23 protein-coding genes are annotated in these 23,676 nt (G+C 42.6%); 16 read left to right on the plus strand and 7 right to left on the minus strand.

Going from position 1 to position 23,676, the window contains the following annotated elements; all coding sequences use genetic code 11:
• Positions 1–76: 76 nt before the first annotated feature.
• Positions 77–2,116 carry a dipeptidyl-peptidase 3 family protein gene (locus ACXYMT_RS06360; RefSeq protein WP_459058245.1) on the plus strand — a complete coding sequence of 680 codons (2,040 nt, stop codon included), beginning with the start codon at positions 77–79 and terminating at the stop codon, positions 2,114–2,116.
• A gap of 71 nt (positions 2,117–2,187) precedes the next feature.
• Here ACXYMT_RS06360 and ACXYMT_RS06365 read toward each other — a convergent pair whose 3' ends face one another.
• The gene (locus tag ACXYMT_RS06365; RefSeq protein ID WP_459058246.1) at positions 2,188–2,376 is read right to left on the minus strand and encodes a hypothetical protein; all 189 of its coding nucleotides are present in this window, start codon (positions 2,374–2,376) and stop codon (positions 2,188–2,190) included.
• Between the two features lie 33 nt (positions 2,377–2,409).
• Between ACXYMT_RS06365 and ACXYMT_RS06370 the strand changes: the two genes are divergently transcribed.
• Positions 2,410–2,799 (plus strand): pyrophosphohydrolase domain-containing protein, encoded by a 390-nt coding sequence (locus tag ACXYMT_RS06370; protein WP_459058247.1) that lies wholly within the window; start codon positions 2,410–2,412, stop codon positions 2,797–2,799.
• A gap of 467 nt (positions 2,800–3,266) precedes the next feature.
• Positions 3,267–4,277 (plus strand): Gmad2 immunoglobulin-like domain-containing protein, encoded by a 1,011-nt coding sequence (locus ACXYMT_RS06375; protein WP_459058248.1) that lies wholly within the window; start codon positions 3,267–3,269, stop codon positions 4,275–4,277.
• Here the strand turns inward: ACXYMT_RS06375 and ACXYMT_RS06380 are convergent.
• Positions 4,274–5,347 (minus strand): branched-chain amino acid aminotransferase, encoded by a 1,074-nt coding sequence (locus tag ACXYMT_RS06380; RefSeq protein ID WP_459058249.1) that lies wholly within the window; start codon positions 5,345–5,347, stop codon positions 4,274–4,276. The two genes, ACXYMT_RS06375 and ACXYMT_RS06380, sit on opposite strands and share 4 nt — an antisense overlap.
• Before the next feature lie 106 nt (positions 5,348–5,453).
• Here ACXYMT_RS06380 and ACXYMT_RS06385 point away from each other — a divergent pair, with 106 nt between their 5' ends.
• The 3 genes from ACXYMT_RS06385 to ACXYMT_RS06395 all read left to right on the plus strand — a co-directional run bounded on the left by ACXYMT_RS06385 (position 5,454) and on the right by ACXYMT_RS06395 (position 7,593).
• Positions 5,454–5,945 carry a DUF4920 domain-containing protein gene (locus ACXYMT_RS06385; protein ID WP_459058250.1) on the plus strand — a complete coding sequence of 164 codons (492 nt, stop codon included), beginning with the start codon at positions 5,454–5,456 and terminating at the stop codon, positions 5,943–5,945.
• Between the two features lie 3 nt (positions 5,946–5,948).
• Entirely contained in the window at positions 5,949–6,623 is a 675-nt protein-coding gene (gene mnmD, locus ACXYMT_RS06390; protein ID WP_459058251.1) for a tRNA (5-methylaminomethyl-2-thiouridine)(34)-methyltransferase MnmD, read from the plus strand.
• A 64-nt stretch (positions 6,624–6,687) separates the two neighbouring features.
• Positions 6,688–7,593, plus strand: a complete 906-nt coding sequence (locus tag ACXYMT_RS06395; RefSeq protein ID WP_459058252.1) for a TIGR01777 family oxidoreductase — start codon at positions 6,688–6,690, stop codon at positions 7,591–7,593.
• A gap of 47 nt (positions 7,594–7,640) precedes the next feature.
• Here ACXYMT_RS06395 and ACXYMT_RS06400 read toward each other — a convergent pair whose 3' ends face one another.
• A complete protein-coding gene (locus tag ACXYMT_RS06400; protein ID WP_459058253.1) occupies positions 7,641–8,321 on the minus strand; it encodes a YceI family protein in 681 nt (226 codons plus the stop codon).
• Positions 8,322–8,471: 150 nt separating this feature from the next.
• Here ACXYMT_RS06400 and ACXYMT_RS06405 point away from each other — a divergent pair, with 150 nt between their 5' ends.
• The 9 genes from ACXYMT_RS06405 (at position 8,472) to ACXYMT_RS06445 (ending at position 19,524) form a co-directional block, all read left to right on the plus strand.
• Complete coding sequence (locus tag ACXYMT_RS06405; protein WP_459058254.1) at positions 8,472–9,068, plus strand: nucleotide exchange factor GrpE; 597 nt, start codon at positions 8,472–8,474, stop codon at positions 9,066–9,068.
• 37 nt (positions 9,069–9,105) lie between these two features.
• Positions 9,106–10,230 (plus strand): molecular chaperone DnaJ, encoded by a 1,125-nt coding sequence (gene dnaJ / locus ACXYMT_RS06410; protein ID WP_459058255.1) that lies wholly within the window; start codon positions 9,106–9,108, stop codon positions 10,228–10,230.
• Between the two features lie 220 nt (positions 10,231–10,450).
• The gene (locus tag ACXYMT_RS06415; RefSeq protein ID WP_459058256.1) at positions 10,451–11,380 is read left to right on the plus strand and encodes an ABC transporter ATP-binding protein; all 930 of its coding nucleotides are present in this window, start codon (positions 10,451–10,453) and stop codon (positions 11,378–11,380) included.
• Positions 11,373–12,665: an ABC transporter permease gene (locus ACXYMT_RS06420; RefSeq protein ID WP_459058257.1), complete on the plus strand. Its 1,293-nt coding sequence runs from the start codon at positions 11,373–11,375 to the stop codon at positions 12,663–12,665. Before ACXYMT_RS06415 ends, ACXYMT_RS06420 begins: the two co-directional genes overlap by 8 nt.
• Positions 12,666–12,803: 138 nt before the next feature.
• Complete coding sequence (locus ACXYMT_RS06425) at positions 12,804–13,967, plus strand: sigma-54-dependent transcriptional regulator (RefSeq protein ID WP_459058258.1); 1,164 nt, start codon at positions 12,804–12,806, stop codon at positions 13,965–13,967.
• Positions 13,968–14,748: 781 nt separating this feature from the next.
• Positions 14,749–15,252 (plus strand): DUF6702 family protein, encoded by a 504-nt coding sequence (locus tag ACXYMT_RS06430; protein WP_459058259.1) that lies wholly within the window; start codon positions 14,749–14,751, stop codon positions 15,250–15,252.
• A gap of 56 nt (positions 15,253–15,308) precedes the next feature.
• Positions 15,309–17,618, plus strand: coding sequence for a M1 family metallopeptidase (locus ACXYMT_RS06435; protein ID WP_459058260.1), 2,310 nt, complete (start codon positions 15,309–15,311; stop codon positions 17,616–17,618).
• Between the two features lie 524 nt (positions 17,619–18,142).
• Positions 18,143–18,424, plus strand: coding sequence for a Sec-independent protein translocase subunit TatA/TatB (locus ACXYMT_RS06440; RefSeq protein WP_459058261.1), 282 nt, complete (start codon positions 18,143–18,145; stop codon positions 18,422–18,424).
• 458 nt (positions 18,425–18,882) lie between these two features.
• Positions 18,883–19,524 carry an O-methyltransferase gene (locus ACXYMT_RS06445; protein ID WP_459058262.1) on the plus strand — a complete coding sequence of 214 codons (642 nt, stop codon included), beginning with the start codon at positions 18,883–18,885 and terminating at the stop codon, positions 19,522–19,524.
• A gap of 48 nt (positions 19,525–19,572) precedes the next feature.
• On the opposite strand, the gene ACXYMT_RS06450 is transcribed toward ACXYMT_RS06445, so the two are convergent.
• From ACXYMT_RS06450 to ACXYMT_RS06460, 3 genes are all read right to left on the minus strand, one after another.
• Positions 19,573–20,316: an IS3 family transposase gene (locus ACXYMT_RS06450; protein ID WP_459059153.1), complete on the minus strand. Its 744-nt coding sequence runs from the start codon at positions 20,314–20,316 to the stop codon at positions 19,573–19,575.
• Positions 20,317–20,410: 94 nt separating this feature from the next.
• On the minus strand, positions 20,411–20,809 hold the full coding sequence (locus tag ACXYMT_RS06455) for a transposase (RefSeq protein WP_459058263.1): 399 nt from the start codon (positions 20,807–20,809) through the stop codon (positions 20,411–20,413).
• A 127-nt stretch (positions 20,810–20,936) separates the two neighbouring features.
• On the minus strand, positions 20,937–21,326 hold the full coding sequence (locus ACXYMT_RS06460) for an endonuclease domain-containing protein (RefSeq protein WP_459058264.1): 390 nt from the start codon (positions 21,324–21,326) through the stop codon (positions 20,937–20,939).
• Between the two features lie 188 nt (positions 21,327–21,514).
• Between ACXYMT_RS06460 and kynU the strand changes: the two genes are divergently transcribed.
• Positions 21,515–22,780, plus strand: coding sequence for a kynureninase (kynU, locus tag ACXYMT_RS06465; protein WP_459058265.1), 1,266 nt, complete (start codon positions 21,515–21,517; stop codon positions 22,778–22,780).
• 28 nt (positions 22,781–22,808) lie between these two features.
• Here the strand turns inward: kynU and ACXYMT_RS06470 are convergent, their stop codons facing one another.
• Positions 22,809–23,447: a hypothetical protein gene (locus ACXYMT_RS06470; protein ID WP_459058266.1), complete on the minus strand. Its 639-nt coding sequence runs from the start codon at positions 23,445–23,447 to the stop codon at positions 22,809–22,811.
• Positions 23,448–23,676: the final 229 nt, after the last annotated feature.

Raw genomic sequence — 23,676 nt, forward strand, 5'->3', positions numbered from 1 at the left:
AGCTCAGAACAGAGGAGAATATGTGCCTTTCTTCAAACATTTGCCCATTAATTTAATCACAAATAATACTTAGAAAATGAAAATCAAATCTTATTTGATGCTGTTTTTTACTGCAGCATTTCTTTTTTCCTGTGCAGATTCCAAAATGGAGAATCCTGCAGCAGTGGGAGAAGTTGAACAAAGTAATGACTTTAACTATCAGGTAGACGAATTTGCCGATGTTAAAGTTCTACGTTATCAAATTCCGGGCTGGGAAGATCTCAGTCTAAAGGAGCAAAAATTGGTCTATTTTTTAACCCAGGCAGGTCTTAGCGGAAGGGACATCATTTGGGACCAGAACTACAAACACAATTTGAAGATCCGTGAGGCTCTTGAAAATATCTATACCAGCTATGAAGGTGACAAAACTACAGAGGACTGGAAGAACTTTGAAACTTATCTAAAGAGAGTATGGTTCTCTAACGGGATCCATCACCATTATTCTATGGATAAGCTGAAACCCGGCTTTAGCAAAGAATACTTCGATACTCTTTTAGCTGAAACCGGTACAGAGTTGACAGGAGAGCCTTATGAAGTGATCTTTAACGACAAAGATGCTAAAAAGGTGAACCTCGATGAGTTGAAAGGATTGGTAGAAGGATCTGCAGTGAATTTTTATGGAGAAGGAATAACTGCAAAAGATGTGGAGCAGTACTATGCAAAAAAGAAATCTCCAAATCCCGAAAGACCCCTTGCTTTCGGTCTTAACTCTAAGCTTGTAAAAGAGAATGGGCAGATCGTAGAGAAAGTATACAAGAGTGGCGGCATGTATGGTCCTGCAATTGACAAGATCGTATTCTGGCTTGAAAAAGCACAGGGTGTTGCCGAGAATCAGCAGCAGGCAGATGCACTTGGTCTGTTGATCGACTATTACAAGACAGGAGATCTTCAAACCTGGGATGATTATAATATCGCGTGGGTAAAGGCTACCGAAGGGAATATCGACTACATCAACAGCTTTATTGAAGTTTATAATGATCCTCTTGGTTACACCGGTTCTTATGAGAACATAGTGCAGATCAAGGATTTTGACATGAGCAAGAAGATGCAGGTGCTGGAGGAAAATGTACAATGGTTTGAAGACAATGCACCATTAATGGAGGAACACAAGAAAGATTCTGTAGTGGGAGTAACTTATAAAACGGTTATCGTTGCTGGAGAGGCAGGAGATGCTTCCCCGGCTACCCCAATCGGAGTAAATCTTCCAAACTCTAACTGGATAAGGAAGGAACACGGAAGTAAATCTGTTTCTCTTGGAAATATCATTGAAGCTTACAGCAACGCCGGAAGTACCGGAAGACTGGAAGAATTTGCGTACGATGAGGAGGAAGTAACTCTTGAAAAAGAATATGGGGAACTTGCCGATAAGCTTCATACAGCACTTCACGAAGTTGTAGGTCACGCATCAGGGCAATTGAACCCGGGAGTGGGAGAGACTAAGGAAACTTTGAAAAGCTATGCTTCTACTTTGGAAGAAGGACGTGCAGATCTTGTTGGGTTATATTACCTGATGGACCCGAAACTTGAAGAACTTGGATTGGTGGATGATCATGAAAAACTTGGAAAAGCAGCTTACGATGGTTACATAAGAAATGGCTTGATGACTCAGTTGATCAGGCTTGAACCGGGAGCCGACATTGAAGAGGCCCACATGAGAAACCGCCAGTGGGTGAGTGCATGGGTATTTGAAAAAGGTCGGGACCGAGGTATCATCGAAAAGGTGAACAGAGACGGAAAAACCTATTTCAACATTACAGATTATGCTGCATTACGTGAACTTTTTGGTGATCTTTTAAAAGAGACCCAAAGGATCAAATCTGAAGGAGATTACCAGGCAGCTAAAGACCTTGTAGAGAACTATGGAGTAAAGGTGGATCAGGATATCCATGCCGAAGTTCTTGAGAGAAACGCTCAATTCAAATCTGCTCCCTATAGCGGATTTGTAAATCCTGTTCTTGTTCCGGAGATGGAGGCTAATGGTGAGATCACAGCGATCAAAGTAGTTCAGCCAAGCTCTTTTGAAGAGCAAATGCTTGAATATTCAGATAACTATGATGTTCTTCCAATGGAGAACTAGTTGCTGTTGCTGAAGTAAATTTAAAAAAGCCGCCACTCTGTAAAGATTGGCGGTTTTTTTATGCTGAAAAACTAGCCTTTCAGATAAGTTTTCAGAACGAACAAAAGCAGGATAAAAGCAATGAATCCTACCAGAATATAAATAGTGCCTTTGTAATACTTGCGGTGGAGTTTGAGGTCTTTGCGGTAGCTGAAGAAAATGATACCTGCAAAAACAATAAAAAACAATACGCCGAAGATAATCTGCCCCGTGCTAAACATTTTTCTAATTTTATGCGAATTTAAAGCATTAAGATGAAAAAAAGCTTAGCCGCAGTACAGGAGTTTCATGAAGCCTTTGGTTTGGGAGTAAATCATCAGCCCACAGCTGACCTGGGTGTTGAAAAAGTGCATTTGAGGTACGAATTAATGAAAGAGGAGAATGAAGAATATCTCGAAGCAGCAAAGAGCGGAGACCTGGTGGAGGTGGCCGATGCGCTTGGGGATATGCTCTACATTTTGTGTGGCACCATAGTCGAGCACGGCCTGCAACACAAAATATCTGAAGTCTTTGACGAGATACAGCGTAGCAACATGAGCAAACTCGGCGAAGACGGAAAACCCATTTACAGAGAGGACGGAAAAGTACTGAAGGGGCCTAATTATTTAAAGCCCGATTTGGAGAAGATACTGTCAAATGTATAATGAATATTGTATAATGTATAATGTAAAAAATGCTGTCGAGATCATATAAGAACTTGTATTTCCACTTTCTTTCAGAACTCTTCGTGCTCTTTTTTGAAGCTTAATTTGCTTCGTGTGAAGAATAGCCCCAAATTGACCAATTTCTTCTTGTGATCAGGTCTCTCGTCGTACTTTCTTTCTGGTGAGAAAAAAGTGCTCTAAGGAGATGACAGAAAACCTGGAACTTATTTCAGCATGAAACCTGTAACAGAAAATTATGTCATTCAGAGCGAAGCTTTTGCGGAGCGAAGAATCCCTTGTTTTTGAGATGTTAATTAAACAGGACGAGATCTCTCGTCGCACTCTCTTTCTGGCGAAAGAAACTGCTCTGTCGAGATGACAAAAGAATTCGCAACCCGCAACCTACAAAAGTCCTGGTTCTAGGTTCTAGAAGCGGAGCGGTCTTAAATCTTTTGTATCTTGTAGATATGAGAACACTGATCTTTATACTACTAGGACTGGCACTTCTTTCATGCCGCAATTCCGGAAATAAAGCAGAGCAGCAGTCAGAACCTGTTGATCCCGCACCTGAACCGGAAGAAACCACTACGGAATTTACCTCCCAAAAATGGCATTTTTCAGCAGAAATTCCGGAGGGATTTGAGGTCTTTGAAGGGGAACTGCCAGGGGAATCCCCAATTATTAATTTTTACGACAGCAGCATTGAACAAGACCCGCCATTTGCTATACACAATGATGCTTCTATGGCTTATATGGCGGTTTTGCCCGAGGGTTTTGGAGTTGACGGTCCGGGCGGACCAAGAAAATCTTTGCAGGACTGGGCTGGAGACCTGCCTTTGTCTTTCAATGTAGACCAACAAAACTCCTTCGCCTATGTAATGGAAAATGGAGAGCCCTGGGCAATAAGCCTTAGGTTTAACTCTCCGCCACCGGGCTGGAATCAGTATGGCGGAATTTACATTTTTTATGAGGTGGACAACTTCAGGGCAGAATGCTTCAGTGCCAATACGGGAGAAGCGGTACCGATGGAACAATGCAATCCTATGGAAGGTGATGCCATGAAATTCTATGGTGATGTTTCCGAAGAAAAAAGAGAGGCTCTAAATGACATTTTAGAGAGTCTATATTTCACAGCTCCTAATGGGGAACGGGAGGAAATATCTCAGCTAATTACAATTGAAGAACCTTTGGAAAATTCAACTGTAAATTCTCCGCTGAAAATTTCAGGAGAGGCAAAAGGTTATTGGTTCTTTGAGGGAACTGCACCAGTACGGCTGGTAACTAAAAGCGGAAAGGAACTTGTAGAAAGTTATGTGGAGGCGCAGGGGGAATGGATGACCGAAGATTGGGTTCCTTTTAGTGGCCGACTCGAATTTGAGACAAAAGAAAAACGCGGCTATTTGATCTTTAGCCGCGCCAATGCTTCAGGAAAACCGGAGCATGACAGGACGCTACGGATTCCGGTTATGTTTGATTAGTTCTTTTTTACGAGATATCTCCAGTCAAACTTGTCTTCGACTTTGTTATACTGGATCTCCATTAATTTTTTCTTGAAGAAGGATGCATAGGAATTTTCCATCTCGGGTAATTCGAACTTTCTGCCCTGGTGACCAAATCCTCTAACCGGATTAATAGTCGCGGCAGTACCCGATCCAAATATCTCCTTTAATTCCCCTTTTTCGGCAGCTTCTACAATTTCAGATACCTGTACCCGTCTTACTTCAGCTTCAATTCCGAATTCTTCAGCAAGGGTAAGTACACTTTTTCTTGTCACCCCGTCCAGGATACGGTCACTGGTAGGTGCTGTAAGCAACTTGTCTCCAACTCTAAAGAAAATGTTCATAGTGCCGGCTTCTTCCAGGTACTCGTGAGAATTGGCATCTGTCCATATGATTTGCTGGAAACCTTCTTCCTTAGCAAGATTGGTCGGGTAGAACTGCGCCCCGTAATTTCCGGCAGCTTTTGCATATCCTACTCCGCCGTCGGCAGCGCGACTGAATTTTTCTGCAAATACTACCCGTACCTCACCACTGTAGTAAGATTTGGCGGGAGAACAGATGATCATGAATTTATAAGTTTTTGAAGGCGAGGCTGAAACACCGCTTTCTGTAGCGATCACAAAAGGGCGTATATAAAGCGAATTTCCAAAGCCTTTTTTCACCCAGTCCCGATCAAGATCGCAAAGGGTTTCCAGGCCTTCAAGGAAAAGGTCTTCAGGAAATTCGGGTATTGCCAGTCTTTTTGAAGATTTATTGAAGCGATCTATGTTCGCCATGGGACGGAAAAGCCACACCTGGTCCTCATCGTCTTTAAAAGCTTTCATACCTTCAAAAATTGCCTGCCCATAGTGGAAGACTTTTGCTGAAGGGTCCAGCTGAATGGGACCGTAAGGTTTAATAACCGGATTTTGCCATTGACCGTCTATGTAATCACATTCCATCATGTGATCTGCGAATACATTTCCGAAGATCAGGTTATCAAAATCAACCGAATCGATCCTTGAAGTTTTTGCTTCAACTACATCGATTGCGAGAGGGATATTTTTCATGGTTGTTTATTTGCTGCAAATTTACCGAAATTAATACAGGTTCTAAAGGTGTGAAATAACTAATTTTATCTTAATTTGAATTTTCTAAAGCTTTAACAGGAAGATAATGAAAAATTTTAATTTTTTACTGCTATTATCCTTCATAATGATAAGTTTTACCGGCTATTCACAGGAAAAAAATGCGGATGAAAGCGAACCTTATTTTTCTGTAGGAGAGGAAGTTGATGTGCAAAACGTTCTTTCGGGGTACCAGATGCAGCAACGTTATGAGAACCTGAAAGTAGGTGACACTTTAAATGTCACTTTCAAGGCCGATGTAGCTTCAGTTTGTAAGAAAAAGGGCTGCTGGATGAATGTAGGTCTTCAAGATGGTCGCGAAGTGATGGTCAAATTTAAGGATTATGCATTTTTCGTTCCTAAAGACATTGAAGACAAGGAAGTTATCATGGGAGGAAAGGCTTACGTCACCGAGATGTCTGTGGAGGATCAAAGACATTATGCCGAAGATGCCGGCAAAACGGCTGCCGAAATAAAAGCAATAACTAAACCCTCAATCACTTTGTCTTTTATTGCCGACGGAGTGAAGATCAAAAAGTAAACTTTGAAACGGGAGATCATAAAGACCAGTGATGGTTCGGCGACTATTTATCTGCCCGAATGGAATGAGCACTACCATTCCAAGCACGGTGCTTTACAGGAGGCATTGCATGTATTCATCAAGACCGGATTTGAACACTATATTTTAAAACATAAACCGGAAAAAGTTTCTATTCTGGAGATAGGATTTGGGACTGGACTTAACGCCCTTCTCAGTTTTTATGAAGCTGAAAGAACAAAGATAAATATCATTTACACCGGGGTGGAAGCCTATCCTGTTTCAACAGAAGAGCTAAATGCACTGGATTATGCTGAAGTAGTTTCCGGAGAGAATACTTCCGAAATATTTCAAAAACTGCATGGAACTGAGTGGGAGGAGAGAAGTGAGATTTCTACATTTTTCAGCCTTCAGAAGGAAAAGAAATTTTTCAGCGAAATAACGGCAAATGAAGATTTTGATCTCATCTACTTTGATGCTTTTGGACCCCGTGTACAACCGGAATTGTGGAGCGAAGAAGTTTTCGAAAATATGTATAAAGGCTTAAAGCAAAATGGGGTGCTGGTGACCTATTCGGCTAAAGGAGATGTGAGACGGGCTATGCAAGCTGCAGGCTTTACTGTAGAACGTTTACCGGGGCCACCCGGAAAGCGGGAAATGCTGCGGGCAACAAGGCTTTAGGCCTGTTAAACCTTTAATAAACCTCCTCTTTTTCTAATAGATTTCCTGTAAATTCAAAATAAAAATGCGAATTCTAATTACCGGAGCCACGGGCCTGGTAGGTTCAGAGATTACCCGGTTATGCCATGAGCAAGGGATTGATGTCAATTACCTGACTACTAGCAAGGGCAAGATTGAAAAGGATGATACCTATCGCGGCTATTACTGGAATCCCTCAACCGGAGAAATAGATGTGAGATGCATCGAGGGCGTTGGAGCTATAATAAATTTGGCAGGCGCCAGTGTGTTTCAACCCTGGACGGCTTCAAACAAGAAAAAGATCCTCAAAAGCAGGATCGATTCTCTTAACCTTTTACATAGAACCTTAAAGAGCAACCCCAATCAGGTCGGGCAATTAGTTTCTGCCAGTGCCATTGGGATCTACCCCAGCTCAAGAAGTAAAATGTATGAAGAGGACAATTCTCAAATAGCCGATGATTTCCTGGGAGAGGTGTCACAAAAGTGGGAGGCGGCTGCAGACAAGTTTAATAATCTTGATCTACGGGTGGCAAAAGTACGGATAGGTATCGTACTCTCCGCTGAGGGTGGAGCACTGCCTCAAATCATGAAGCCTGTAAAATACAATCTTGGAGCACCTTTAGGCTCAGGAAAACAGTGGCAATCCTGGATCCATATTCACGACCTGGCCAGGATGTTTCTTTACATTATTTCCAATGGTCTTACAGGAGTCTATAATGGAGTGGCGCCTAATCCTGCAACTAACGAAGAATTGACAAAAGAAGTGGCCTATGTTCTGGATAAGAAACTGTGGCTGCCAAAGGTTCCCGGCGCGGCATTAAAGCTGGTAATGGGTGAAATGTCCGGTGTGGTATTAGGAAGTCAGCTGGTAAGCAGTAGTAAGATCCAGGAAGAAGGCTTTAATTTCCACTTTGTTAATCTCAGGCCTGCAATTCAAAACCTTCTAAAATGAAAAAAAACCGGCAACAGGGCCGGTTTTTTCATTTTTAAAAACTGAAGTTACTGTGCTCTTCTGGCAGTGACATTAATTTTCAATTCCATATTATCGCTAATGAAGTTATCCCCCAGGTTGTCGAAAACAGATTTTGACCCATAATTCACTCCCCAATCTGTTCTGTCGATCACAAAGGCTTCGCTGGTCAAAATAACCGTTTCATTCCCAAGGCTTGTCCTAACCGGAAATTTAATGTTCTTAGTTTCTTCCTTTAAGGTGAGATTACCTTGTAACATTTTTTGTCCGTTTTCCTCGGTTACGCCAGTGATCTCAAAAGTCGCATTAGGATATTTTCTCACGTTAAAGAAATCGGTCTCTTTCCCTTCAACTGTACCTTTGAGGTGATTTTCCAGGCTTCTTTTATCCTTATCAGCCATACCTTCGTCGGTCACAGTGATAGAATTCATGTCAACAACTACGCGACCGCTCGTGATCTCCTCGGTTGTAGCCATTAGAGTTCCTTCCTGGATATCTATAGTTCCCTTGTGCTCTCCGGTAGGTTTAGTACCTCTCCATTCAATTGTGGATTCGGTGGTGTCGATTTCATAGGACATAGCGTCTCCGGTCGAAACTGCAGCTTCCTGAGCTTCTTCCGGCTCCACCTTATTTTCCTTATCATTTTTACAGGAAACACTACTAAAGGTAATCCCTGCTACAATTACAAAGTTTAAAATTGTCTTCTTCATGATTTTGTTTATAGTTTAGCGGTCAAAATTAAACAAATATTAGGTGATTTCTCATAAAGGAATACTAAAAGATTCCTGTGACATTTTGGCATTTCAGCTTTCTTGGCAGTACTTTTGCCAATTGTCTCACGGAATAAAATTAGTATCAAAATGAGCGAAAAAGAACATAATCAGGAGAATATATCAGAAGACGAAAGCATTAAGGATCAGGTAGAAGAGATACTTGACGAAGCTATAGAAGAAGCCGGGAATAAAGAAGCCGGTAAAGCTGAAGGCACTTCGGAAGGAGAGGAATCTTCAGAAAAAGAACAGCTTAAAGCCGATCTTGAAAAGGAGAAGGACAAATTTTTGCGTTTGTTTGCTGAATTTGAAAATTATAAACGTCGTACCAGCAAGGAGCGGGTAGAGATGTTCAAAACTGCCAGCCAGGACGTCATTGTGGCAATGCTTCCTGTACTTGACGATTTTGACCGTGCCCTTAATGAAATAAATAAAGCCAAAGACAAGGAATTGTTGAAAGGAGTGGAACTCATCAGTAATAAATTCAGAGAAACCTTGAAGTCTAAAGGCCTGGAGCAAATGGAGGTGAAAGAGGGAGATACCTTTGATGCCGAGATTCATGAAGCCATCACTCAGATCCCTGCACCCAAAGACAAATTAAAAGGCAAGGTTGTTGACGTTATAGAAAAAGGTTATAAGCTGGGTGACCGAATTATACGTTATCCAAAAGTGGTTACCGGTAAATAAGCTGTAACTTTTTAATTCCAGAACATTTAAAGATATCATGAAACAGGATTATTACGAAATATTAGGGATAAGCAAGAACGCGACCACGGCCGAGATCAAGAAGGCGTACCGCAAGAAGGCTATAGAATTTCACCCCGACAAGAACCCGGGAGACACCAAGGCAGAAGAGATGTTCAAGAAGGCTGCCGAGGCTTATGAAGTTCTTAGCAATGAAGATAAGCGGGCGAGATACGATCGTTTTGGTCACCAGGCATTCGAGAATGGCGGCTTTGGCGGCGGTGGCGGAATGAACATGGATGATATTTTCAGCCAGTTTGGAGATATTTTTGGCGGCGCCTTTGGCGGCGGCGGAGGTTTCTCCGGGTTTGGAGGCTTTGGTGGTGGCGGTCAGCGCAGAGCCAAAGGTAGTAACCTGCGCATTCGTGTCGCGCTAACCCTTGAGGAGATCGCGAATGGTGTAGAGAAGAAGATAAAGGTAAAACGAAAAGTACAGGCGCCGGGAACAACCTATAAGACTTGTTCTACCTGTAACGGTACCGGCCAGGTCACAAGAGTGACAAATACTATACTTGGACGCATGCAAACTGCCACTCCATGTACTACCTGCGGTGGAAGCGGACAAATGATAGACAATCGTCCTGCCGATGCAGATGCACAGGGCTTGGTTATCAATGAAGAAACCGTCTCAATAAAGATCCCTGCTGGGGTTGTGGAAGGAATGCAGCTTAAGGTTTCCGGAAAAGGAAACGAGGCACCGGGTAACGGAGTGCCGGGAGATCTACTGGTAGCCATAGAAGAAAAAGAACACGCATTCCTGCAACGCGAAGGCGACAACCTGCATTTTGACCTGTATATAAGTTTATCTGAAGCTGTACTTGGTACTTCGAGAGAAATTGAAACGGTTTCGGGAAAAGTAAGGATCAAGATAGATGAAGGGGTGCAATCTGGTAAAATACTTCGCTTGCGTGGTAAGGGTATTCCTAATATAAACGGTTACGGTAGAGGAGACCTTTTGGTGCATGTAAATGTTTGGACACCAAAGACCCTGAACAGAGAACAACGAGACTTTTTCGAGCGTATGGCGAACGATGAACATTTTCAGCCGAAACCCGAAAAATCGGATAAATCATTTTTTGAAAAAGTTAAAGATATGTTTACATAATTTGCAATCGTTAAAATTTTTTGCATATATTTGAACATCACTAATTCAGGTTAGTGGTAAATTTTTCTTTTTCATAGCAATTTTTTTCCCATCCTTGAGCAATCGAGGGTGGGTTTTGCATTTAAAGAGGTAATACATTTGGTAACCGGCAGAATTCTTAAATTCTTCCTAATGCCCTTTCAGCATTTTTCAAAATTCTATCTTTACACAAACCACTTTTATGGACCACCTCCTGGTAGCAGAAAATGTTTCAAAGCAATTTGGTGACTTTACTGCACTCAATGATGTTTCTCTGGAAATTCCAAGAGGCAGCATTTTTGGCCTTTTAGGGCCTAATGGCGCCGGCAAGACCACCTTTATTAGGATCATCAATCAAATTACCTTGCCCGATAAGGGAAGGATGCTGCTCGACGGACACCCTTTACGGCCTGAGGATATTCAGCATATAGGATATCTACCTGAAGAGCGCGGACTATATAAATCCATGAAAGTGGGGGAGCAGGCTTTATACCTGGCCCAGTTAAAAGGGCTATCCAAAGCCGAAGCCAGGGAAAGGCTCCAATACTGGTTTGAAAGGCTACAGATCCAGGACTGGTGGGGAAAGAAGATACAGGAGCTCTCGAAAGGAATGGCCCAAAAAGTACAATTTGTGGTTACGGTTTTGCACCGGCCTAAATTGCTCATTTTTGACGAACCCTTCAGTGGCTTCGATCCCGTAAATGCCAACCTTATTAAGGACGAGATCCTGCAGTTAAGAAAAGAAGGAGCAACAATTCTGTTTTCCACGCATCGCATGGAAAGTGTGGAAGAAATGTGTGATTACATGGCCCTGATCCACCGCGGCAATAAACTGCTGGATGGAGAGGTGAATGAGATCAAACGCCGGTATAAATCCAATACATACGAAGTGGGGCTTCTAACCCCTGATGCTGATGGCTTGCGGAAGGAATTAAAGGAGAGGTTTGTAATCTCAGATACTCAATTTAAGAGCATCAATGATGACCTGAAACTTCAGATACAAATAGGGGAGAATTCTTCTCCCAATGATCTTTTGGCATACCTTACTTCACAGGCACAAGTAAACCATTTTGTGGAGGTGATCCCTTCTGTAAATGACATATTCATTAAAACCGTTACCACCAATGCGTAATTTGAAATTGATCATCAAGAGGGAATATCTGGCAAGGGTGAAGAATAAAGCCTTTATTGTAATGACATTTTTGAGCCCTCTTATTTTAGTGGGGATGATCGTGCTTATCGCTTATCTGGTGAATTTAAATTCCGAAGAAAAGCGCGTGGTGGCCATTAATGATGAAAGTGGTCAGTTCGTTGGCGACTTTAATAATTCAGAAGATGTTGAGTTCATAGACCTTTCTGCAATAGATCTTGAAGCAGCTAAAACTATTGTGAGGGAGAAGGAGTATTATGGTCTGCTGCACATTCCGCAGTTAAAGGAAAACACGATTCCCGATATCCAATTCTTTGCCAAGGAAGCACCTGCCTTTGGATTCCTTACTCAGGTAGAAAAGACAATTAGCGATAAACTGACTAACCGGCAGTTGCTGGCCCGCGGTATTGATGTTGATCTCATTGCAGAGTCGAGGGCTAAAGTGGACATAGGAATCCAAAATTTTTCGGGAGAAAAGACCTCTAAAATGTCAACTTACGTAAAGATGTTCTTTGGAGGTGCAGCGGGTTACCTTTTGATGATGTTCATTATTATCTACGGAAATATGGTCATGCGCAGTGTGATCGAGGAAAAGACCAACAGGATCATTGAGATCATAATATCTTCAGTTAAACCTATACACCTGATGCTCGGCAAGATCCTGGGAACTTCCCTCGCCGGAATTACTCAGTTCATAATCTGGGTAGTATTGGGTGGCGTTATGCTAACTATAGTCACCGCAATATCGGGAATAAGTATGGCCGAGCTTCACGGGCCACAACAACAGGCGGTGGAACAGATCTCCGACAACGAATTGCAGCAGCTGGTGATCGATATCGCAAAGCTGCCTATGCTGTTATTACTGGTGAGTTTCCTGGTATACTTTATAGGAGGGTATTTTCTATATAGTGCAATTTATGCTGCCATTGGTGCCGCTGTAGATAATGAAACCGATACGCAGCAGTTCATGCTTCCCGTGATCCTTCCGCTAATGCTCGGGATCTATGTAGGCTTCTTTGCAGTAATTGAGAATCCACATGGGGTAGTTTCGACTGTTTTCTCAATGGTGCCGCTTACCTCACCTATTGTAATGCTTATGCGAATTCCGTTTGGAGTAGCCTGGTGGGAGCTGGCACTTTCTGTCGGAATTTTGATCCTTACAATTGCCGGAGTGGTTTGGATCGCAGCAAAGATCTATAGAGTAGGGATCCTTATGTACGGAAAGAAACCCGGTTACAAAGATTTGTATAAGTGGCTGAAATATTAAAGTTTTCAAAAGGTTAGTGAAAGGAGCATGCCGCTCTTACTGCACTTTCCAAACATTTAGTATCTTACCTGTACTTCAAAAAGGTGATAACTGAACTATATTAAAAGGCTTATACAGCCGAAAAATAAATCTGGAAGAATGCCAAAAATACTTTTGATCGAAGACGAAGCAGCCATTAGAAGGGTTCTAATTAAAATACTTACTGAAGAAAGCTCGGCTTATGAAGTCGATGAGGCTGCCGACGGACTCGAAGGGGTGGAAAAAGCAAAAGATCAGGATTACGACCTTATTCTTTGTGACATCAAAATGCCAAAAATGGACGGAGTGGAAGTGCTTGAGGCTGTGAAAAAGATCAAGCCAGAAATTCCTATTGTGATGATCTCGGGCCACGGCGATTTGGATACAGCCGTTAACACTATGCGAATGGGGGCTTTCGACTATATTTCCAAACCCCCCGATCTCAACAGGCTGTTGAACACTGTGCGAAATGCCTTGGATCGTAAGGAGCTTGTGGTGGAAAACACCCGGCTTAAGAAGAAAGTAGGCAAGAACCTGGAGATGATAGGGGAATCTGAAGCTATAAGCAGGATCAAAGATATTATTGAAAAAGTAGCCCCAACAGATGCCCGTGTTCTTATTACAGGACCAAACGGAACAGGGAAGGAACTCGTGGCGCACTGGCTGCATCAAAAGAGCGACCGTTCTTCGGGACCAATGATCGAAGTGAACTGTGCAGCAATTCCATCAGAATTAATAGAAAGCGAACTTTTTGGGCATGTGAAAGGAGCTTTTACCTCGGCTGCCAAGGACAGGGCAGGAAAATTTGAAGCCGCCAACGGCGGTACCATTTTTCTCGATGAGGTAGGGGATATGAGCCTTTCTGCACAGGCAAAAGTGCTGCGGGCACTTCAGGAAAGTAAGATCTCCAGGGTGGGTAGTGATAAAGATATCAAGGTGAACGTGCGGGTGATAGCTGCGACCAATAAGGATCTCAAAAAAGAGATCGAGGATAATAAATTTCGGGAAGACCTTTACCACAGGCTTGCAGTTATTCTTATAAAAGTTCCCGGATTAAACGAAAGAAGAGATGATATACCGCTTCTCGTGAATTTCTTTGCCGATAAGATCACCGAAGAGCAGGGAGTCAATAAAAAAACTTTTACGGAAGACGCACTTAATTTGCTGAAGGAATACAACTGGACCGGAAACATCCGGGAACTGCGTAACGTTGTCGAACGCCTCATCATTCTTGGTGGACAGGAAGTCAGCGAAGAGGATGTAAGGTTGTTTGCAAGCAAGTAAGGAAGGAAGTTAGATTTTAGAAGTACGAAGGTAGAAGTGTCAATCAGTTCCTGGCATGAATTAAATATCTGCACCATTTTGGGAGATCAAACCTGCCAAAGTTTTGATCTATTGGAAAATGATCACTTCAGGTTATTTAATATATGTTATGTAGAACTTTGGCAGGTTTTTCTACCCGGCACGGATTACTAATCCGCGCCATCTCCATTTCAAATCTTTCTTAATACCCTCCCCTCCTTGGGAGGGTTGTCCGCAGGACGGGGTGGGGTTATCTGTCGCCCCTCCGGGGATTACTTTGCAGACCTGCCAAAGTTTTAGTCTAATGAAGTAGAGCATATCTTTTAGTTAAAAATACCTAGTTTGGAACTTTGGCAGGTCTTTCATTCGAAATGAATTACAAATCCGTGCCATCTTCTCATTTGTTCTTTGGTGCGTTTTTACAAGCGACCACAAGAAGCATGGCAATCTCCTGATCGAGGAGCAAAATTTCCTTTGAACTGCGCCATCTTCACCTCAAAACTTTCTCGATAACCGTCCCCCCCCGTCGGAGGGGTGTCGGCAGGACGGGGTGGGGCTTTTTGTCGCCCGTACAGGGCTCTTGTTGCGTTGCTTTTAATCCCGAGGCTAAAGCCCCGGGCTAATTATATTTTGCCCCTACCAACTCCGAACTCTTAACTCCGAACTCAAATTAAACCTTATCCAAATCCTGCAGTCTTACTTCCTATACCTGCAATGGAACGGTCTTTGTTATAAACAAGACAACTTCAGGTTAGAGTAATTCATGAAAAAAATAATTCTACTTTTTTTAGCGACTTTGCCGCTAATGGCATTTACTGCAGCCCATAAATTCTATGTTAGCGCAACAGATATAGAGTACAACGAAAGGCAGCGTTCGCTGCAAATTATTTCACATGTCTTCACAGATGACCTGGAAGATTTATTGCAAACCCGCTACAGCAAGGAAATAGTGCTTGTGAAGAATGATGAGCATCCTGCTGCCGATGAGTATGTGGAGAAGTACTTCCGCAGTAAATTTCGCGTAAGCGTAAATGGAAAAGAGAGGAGCTTCAACTACATTGGCAAAGAGTACGATAAAGATCAGCTGCTGGTATACCTGGAGGTAGAAAATGTCGAACCCATAAAAACTATAGGTGTCGAAAATGCAGTTTTGACCGATCTTTTTCCGGAGCAAAAAAACGTGGTGAAGGTAGAATATGGCGGGACTATTAAGAGTCTGCTTTTAATGCGTGATGCTTTGAGCGGCACGTTAAATTTCAGCAATTAAGATTGTGAAACTTCAGAATTCAATTATTTTTAGCAACCTAAACTTAAATTTTACATATGAGATCAATTAGAACTGCCCTTGCGGCTTTTTTTATGTTGTTTACGGCCGGGGTATTTGCCCAGGAAGCACAACAGCAGGCCGAGCAAAGGGAAGGAGGACACATTAATGAGAATAAATTCCGCCAGTTGTACCAGGAATTTTCTACTCCAAACCAGTACCGCACAGGAAGCGGTGCACCCGGGCCAGCATACTATCAAAATGAGGCCGATTACAAGATGGACATCGAGCTGGATGATAAAAATGAAAAACTGACCGGCCGTGAAACCATCACTTATCACAATAATTCACCCGATGTACTCGAATATCTTTGGGTGCAACTGGATCAAAATATTCGTTCAAAAGAGGCAGTAGCTAAACTTAAGGACGGAAATGGAATCGCACCGGTAGCACAGCCGGGCAACTTTGTTTCAGAATATATGGAAGAGCCTTTTGACGGCGGATTCAACATTACCGAAGTGAGCGCAAATGGAAAGCCTCTAAAAACAGTGATCAACAACACCATGATGCGAATAGATCTTCCGCAGCCATTAAAGGCGGGAGAAAAATTCACATTTGACATCGCATGGTGGTACAATATCAACAATCACGTTACCGACAGGGCTCGGTCAGGTTTTGAGCATTTCCCTGAAGATGGGAACAATGTTTATGTGATCGCCCAATTCTTCCCAAGAATGGCTGTTTACAATGATGTAGAAGGATGGCAGAACTACCAGTTCTGGGGGAATGGTGAATTTGCGCTTCCGTTTGGAGATTATGAAGTAAATATCACAGTACCTGCAGATCACATTCTGGACGGGACAGGAGAGCTCCAGAACAGAAAAGAGGTTTTCAGCAAGGAAATGATGCGCCGTTATGAGCAGGCTAAGAAATCTTACGATAAGCCGGTGATGATCGTGACACAGGAAGAAGCCGAAGCTGCCGAAAAAGGTTTTTCAGACAAGAAGAAGACCTGGAAGCTTAAAGCTGAAATGGTTAGAGATTTTGCCTTTGCCACTTCCCGAAAGTTCATTTGGGATATGATGGCTGTTGATTTGGGAGAGAAAGATGTCATGGCAGTTTCTTTATATCCAAAAGAAGGAAATCCGTTATGGGAAGATTTTTCTACTAAAGTAGTAGCTCATACCTTGAAGTCTTATTCAGACCATACATTTACGTATCCGTATAGCAAATCCATTTCAGTTCATGCCAAGAATCAGGGAATGGAATATCCTATGATCTCCTGGAACTACGGTAGACCGAATGAGGACGGAACATATAGTGATCGTGTGAAGTACGGAATGATGAGCGTGATCATTCACGAAGTTGGACATAACTTTTTCCCAATGATCGTGAATTCCGATGAGCGCCAGTGGGGCTGGATGGATGAAGGTCTCGATACTTTCATGCAGTATGTAGCCGAGCAGGAATATGGGGAAAAATATCCTGATGATATCGCGCCGCACACCAAGTACCCTTCCAGAAGGGGAGAGCCTTCAAAGATCGTGAACTACATGAAAGGAGATCAAAAATATATTGCTCCTATAATGTCAAATCCTGAGAATGTTTATCAGTTGGGGAACAACGCCTACGGTAAACCTGCAACTGCTCTTAATATTTTGAGAGAAACAGTGATGGGAAAAGAGCTTTTTGACCATGCTTTCAAGACGTATTCTCAGAGATGGATGTTCAAGCACCCAACTCCTGAAGATTTCTTCAGAACAATGGAAGATGCATCGGCCGTTGATCTTGACTGGTTCTGGAGAGGATGGTTCTATACTACAGATTTTGTAGATATAGGAGTAGAGGAAGTAAAGAAGTTCCATATCACCGATAAGCCTACCAAAGAAGGTGCAGAGCTACTTCAGCGTTATGGAGTAGAGGATCCTTCATCAATGGATCTGCTTTATGTAGTAGAGGAAGGTAGTGAAGAGTTTAATGCTGAAATGAAAGGCAAAACTCCTGCTGAAAATGCACCGACACTAAATGAATATTTGATGGACAATTTCACTCCGCAGCAAAGAGCTTCTATGAAGGTTCCTAAATATTTCTATCAGGTGACCTTCAACAAACCGGGCGGACTTGTAATGCCTATCATTGTTGAGTACACTTACGCTGATGGTACTTCGGAAAAAGTTACATATCCGGTACAAATCTGGAGAAAGAACGATCAGCAGGTGAGTCGTGCGCTGGCAACAGACAAAGAGATTGTGAAGATCGTAGTCGATCCGGATCTTGAAACTGCAGATGTGAACGTGGACAACAATTCATGGCCACAGCAGGAAGAAGTTGATAAGTTTCAGGAGTTTAAGGAGCAGGTGCAGCAGTAATGCCGCCTGCGGCGGGATACGTCTCCGGACCACCCCGTCAGGCTATCGCCTGCCACCCCTCCTTGAAAAAAGGAGGGGAGCTGGTTGAGGTTCAAAACACCTGAAGGTGTTTTTCCTTCCTTCGGAAGGAGGACCGGCACATGAAATTTTTTTTAAACCCTCCATTTGCGGAGGGTTTTTTTTGTGCTCGTCCTCCCCCGGCCCCTCTAAGGAGGGGAGTTAATTGAGGTATCTTTTTTTCTTATTTAGTCTGAGTTCCCTTTTTTCGTTTTACCCACCTGCCACAGGCAGTGGTGCCCGCCGCAGGCGGGTGGGGTGGTGATACCCAGATTCCTCCGCAGGAGGTGCGAAGCTGTCGAAAACCAGTCTTGGCTCTTGGCTCTTGTAGTCCGCCTGCCAGGCGGCAGGCGCAGCGATCTTGACTCTTCCTTAAAAACTTCTTGAAAAGAAGAGGGACGAAGCCAAGACAGAATTAACAAGCCCCCTTTTCCAATGAATAGAATAGTGAGTATATTTGCAGTCTTATGTTGACACTTCCGTTGTTTATTAGTGGGGCTGAGATCGCCTTTATCATGTTCATCCTTGTGATGGTCTTTGGTGCCGATAAAATACCCGAGATCGCCAAAGGGCTTGGGAAGGGTATGCGCAGCATCAAAAATGCAACCAACGATATCAAAAGTGAAGTAATGCGCAGTGCCGAAAAACACGGAATGGATACTTCCATAGGTGACGACCTCAAGAAAGAAGCTGACAAGGTGAAAGAGGAGATCGAGGAACTTGCGGGATCAGTGAAACGAAGATTCTAGGTGTCACCCCCTCCTCTCCAAAGGTGAGGAGCTGTTCTATCCAACATAAGTACCAACCCTCAAGCACCAAATCCCAATGTTTTTTGTCTTTGCGAAGGAGCTGTAAAGCGACTGCGGCAATCCACTTCTTAGGAATACGGAAATTTCTTTCCCTCATCCTCTCCTCAGCCCTCTCCAAAGGAAATGGAGCCGTTGATATTTATGCAAAGCCTTTCCCCGCTACCCGGAACCCGCAACTCTTTTGGCTAAGCCTAGGCTTCAAAAATTAGAACCTTCGCACTCTTTTTCGTTTTACCCCTCACCCTAAAGCCTGCCTGCCGGTAGGCAGGGGAGCCGAAAAAGTAATTGGATAGTACAGAAGTAGTTAATCGGAAGTTAATAGCTAAAGGCCAACACCGAACAGCTTTTTAAAAGTTGTCTTAACTTTGCACTTCTAACTTCTAAAATCGTACTTCCAAATGCATTTTCTTCCACAAGAAATAGACGACTACATAGTAGCCCATTCCGCTAAAGAACCGGAATTACTTCAGCAATTAAACCGGGAAACGAATCAGAAGGTTTTACAGCCGCGAATGCTCAGCGGACATTATCAGGGTCGGCTGCTGAGTATGTTGTCCAAGCTTATCAATCCGCAGAACATTCTGGAGATGGGAACCTATACCGGTTATTCAGCTTTATGTTTGGCAGAGGGAATAAAGTCAGATGGAGTACTGCACACCATCGACATAAATGAGGAATTGATGGATCTTCAAAAAAGGTATTTTGACGCCTCTCCCTGGAAGGATCAGATTGTGCAGCATTTGGGAGATGCAACTGAAATCATTCCCTCTCTAAAAGAGGATTTTGACCTCATCTTTATTGACGCCGATAAACCCAACTATCCCACCTACTTTCAGCAGATCATGAAAAAGCTGCGTCCCGGTGGAGTCATTTTATCAGACAATGTCCTTTGGAGTGGAAAAGTGGTGGAGCAGGTCAAACAAGATGATGAATCTACCAAAGCTTTGCTGGAATATAATCGGCTGTTAGCAGAAGATGAAAGGTTGGAGACGGTGATGTTGCCGGTAAGGGATGGATTAACTATTTCCAGGAGGAAATAGTTAGTCCATCCCTGAACTTCCCTGATTAGTATTGACCGGTTTTAGATATTAATTTTCATTATCAAAAATAGTAATTACTGGTCTTTCTTCTGGTTTGAGTGTCGACCAATAATTAATAAACTCTTCAGGGTTCCTTTTTTCTAAGTGATTGTGTGATCTTTTACTATTATAGTTTTTCACTGCCTTGTTCACCTGGTTCTTAAGCTGACTAAAAGATTGTGGCTTCCAGTGATCCAGATATTCTTCTTTTATTGTTCTGTTAATTCTTTCGGCATAAGCATTATCCTGTGCACTTAAAGCCATACTAATAGTAGTTGTATTAGCTTTTAAAAGATCAACATAAGATTTATAAGTATACTGGCTTCCTCGATCTGAGTGGTGGATCTTTGGAGCTTTATGGTTCTTTAAAGCCATCTTCAGGGCCTTTAGATTTGCTGTCCCTCTCATGTTATCAGAGACTTCATAACCAACAATTTTCTTACTATAAACATCTATAATAAAGACTGCATAATAGAATTTATCCCCTACACGGTAATAGATGATATCACTTTGCCACACCACCGAAAGTGCATTGATTTCTATTCCTTTGATTTTATTTGGATAGTAGATTTTACCGGCAATAGTAGTGCGTCTGTAATTTTTCTTTCTTTTGAGACGGTAACCCAATTGCATAAAAGTCTCTACAAAACGATCTCTCCCAATAAAATCAGGCTTTAGAGTATGGTACATTTTCTCCACCCCACAACCTGGATGGTCTCTACGAATATCATCGGCTTCAGACATTAACTCCATCAAGCGATGATCAACACAGTTTGTCTTTGAGCATATTGATGTACAGCTTGTTTACTGATCCCAACACCTTCATAGAATTGGTTCATTGAATAACTCACTTTTTCTTTGTTTTTCCTGAACCAGTTGATTGTGGCGTGCTGTAGTTTTTTTTAATGTCGATATCAAGCTCTGACTTAGCCAGTTCGATCATCTTTTCAAGATAATCCAGCTGTATCTGTTTGCGCCCTAAAGCTGCCTCCAGTTCTTTGTTTTTGGCTTCCAGCTCTTGCATCTTTTTATTGCTACTGTCTTTCATTTCTACGACTCTATAACCTTTCTCGTTAAAGGTAGAAAATTTATATATCCAGTTGTAAATCGATTGATCGGACACGCCATGAAGTCGCTCTAACTGCCTTACGCTAAAGTCTCCGCTTTCATAATCGGCAACAATCTGCCTCTTAAATTCATCAGAGTACTGACGATGCTTCCTAAGTAATTGAACATTTGGTTTCATACAAGTTGATTTTGTGGTCAACCAATATCAGGGACGTACACCCTTACAAATTCCAAGCACCAAATTCCAAGATTAAAATAAAACTTTTGCCGGATTGCCCCAACCCTAAAGGGAGCCGGAAAAAGTTTTAGGTATTTATCTTTTCAGAAAGAATTTCTAATACCGTCTCCATTTCTTGGATGATCTGCTGATTTGTGAAGCGAATTACTTTTAATTCTTGAAACTGAATTAGTTCTGTGCGTAATTGATCTTTTATTTGCTGCTCTGCATTTCCATGATACCCTCCATCCACTTCAATGACTAATTTCAGATGATGTGAGTAAAAGTCTGCAATGAAATTATGGATGGGATGTTGCCGCCTGAAGTGGAATTTTTTAAAAGGACCACTATTTAATTTTTCCCACAGAAGTTTTTCTGCCTCTGTCGGATTGTTGCGAAGATGCTCTGCCTTTTTGAAAATCTGAGATCGGGCACCTTTCCACATACTATTATCATGATATGGATTATCTTTTTTCACTGTAGTAAATTTAGAAAAACTAATTCTCACCCTTTAGGGAGGGGCAAAAGAATTTGTTTTTCTTTTTTCAGTTTGCTCCAAAGTGAATGGGTGTTGGCATTTTGTGAAAGGTCATGAAGTATCGACTCCGCTCGACCGGACATTTAACTTCCCTCTAAAAAATGTATTTTTGAACCAAACTTTCAGGAATGACTTTTGAAAATACTCTACAATACGCCCAACTTCTCGACCAACAAGACCCTCTTCGTTCCTATAGAATCAAATTCCACTTCCCCAAAGTCAACGGCAAGGATGTCATTTACTTCACCGGGAACTCTCTGGGGTTGCAGCCAAAGAACGCCAAGAAATATGTAGATGAGGTCATGACCGACTGGGCGGAGCTGGCAGTGGAAGGACATTTTCAGGCGGAAAAGCCATGGTGGGATTATCATGAAAGATTTGCAGAGAAACTGGCACCCATTGTAGGAGCAAAACCTTCTGAAGTCACAGTGATGAATACGCTAACGGTGAATCTTCATTTACTGATGGTATCTTTCTACCGGCCGACAAAACAGCGCTTCAAGATCATTATGGAGGAGAAAGCATTTCCAAGCGATCAATATATGGTAGCGAGTCAGGTGAGGTTTCATGGGCTGGATCCGCGGGAGGCGATTGTGGAGGTGAAAAAGAGGGAAGGAGAACATCATTTTACGACCGAAGATATTCTTGATAAAATTAAAGAAGTAGGAGAGGAGTGTGCGCTGGTACTGATGGGCGGAGTGAATTACTACAATGGACAGGTGCTGGATATGAAAACCATCACCCAAGCCGGAAAGGAAGTCGGTGCATTTGTAGGTTGGGACCTGGCGCATGCTGCCGGGAATGTCGAGCTAAAGCTGCACGAATGGAATGTTGATTTCGCCGCCTGGTGCAGTTATAAATATATGAACAGCGGACCTGGAAATGCTTCGGGATGTTTTGTGCATGAAAAATACCACGGACAAAAAGACATTCCCCGCTTTGAAGGCTGGTGGGGGCATAATAAAGAAAAGCGCTTTTTAATGGAACCTGAATTTCAACCTGAACCGGATGCGAATGCCTGGCAGGTTAGTAATGCTCCTATACTGGCTCTGGCACCATACCTGGCCTCACTGGAATATTTCGAGGAAGTAGGTATGCCTGCTTTAATCGAAAAGCGCAATAAGATTGTGGCCTACCTGGAATTCATCCTGCAAGAAGTGGCAGAGGAAGTCGGCGGGAACTTTGAGATCATTACTCCGAAGGACCGGGGGACTCAGCTGTCAGTTTTCCTGCACGGGCAAGGGAAGGAGCTGTTTCATTACTTAATGCGAAATGGGGTGATCACGGACTGGAGGGAACCGAATGTGATAAGGTTAGCTCCGGCGCCATTTTATTGTTCTTTTGAGGATATGTGGAGGTTTGGAGAAGTTTTAAAAACCTACTTTATAAAATAGACAGAAGTAAAAATCGTGACTTATTGCATTACTTGACTTTCACATCCGTAAAAAATAACTCAAAACTCCCGTCTTCATTTCTATGCATCTTTGCAATGGCAATTCCTTCATAAACCTCATAATCTTCCCACGTGGTTGCAAAAGGAGTTTCCCGGCTGCCGCCGGATAGATACACCCATTCCTGGATCATATGATCATTTCCAAAGTAGACCTCGTACATATCGCCCGGAGTATACCCGGCGCCGTCGGGATAGGTGACGGTGACGCGTTGCATTTGTTCCCCGCTAATGGGGGCTGTAGCCTCTTCTGTATGTTCCCATTCCATCTCATCCCACACCAGGTGAAAAGGGAATAGCAGCCAATACTGATCATTAATGAACCGTTGATCGGTCTTCTCGTTTTCCGCGGCTTCTGTTTTGTGATTGTAGGTTACGGTACTGTCGGGTGTGGTAAGGGTAACCATATATGTCTTCGTATTCCAGGTCCATGCCCTACTGGTTCTGAGGGTGTCATTGACTCGGACATTGAAAGTGTAGCGGAGTTCCTCCACATCGTCAAAGTTTTCGATGCCATTAGCTTCTGCTATTTTTTGAACTATTGTTTGATCTTTATTTTTATTGCATGAGGTGAGGAGGGCAATAACTAATAGAAGTAAAAATTTTTTCATGTAGAATATTTGTAAAGTTTGTATAAATATAGAATATTAATTCTCTAAACTTTTTCGGCTCCCTTTAGGGTTGGGGTAAAACGAAAAAGTTTCCCGCAGATATTGGCAGTTTTTTGAGTAAATATTTTACTAAAGCCAAGGCTTAAAACTTAATATTCCTAAGAAATTTTATAAGGAATTACGTTATTTAAATGAAGCTTTTTCCGGCTCCCCTGCCGGCCGGCAGGCG

The organism is Salinimicrobium sp. CAU 1759 (assembly GCF_054482715.1).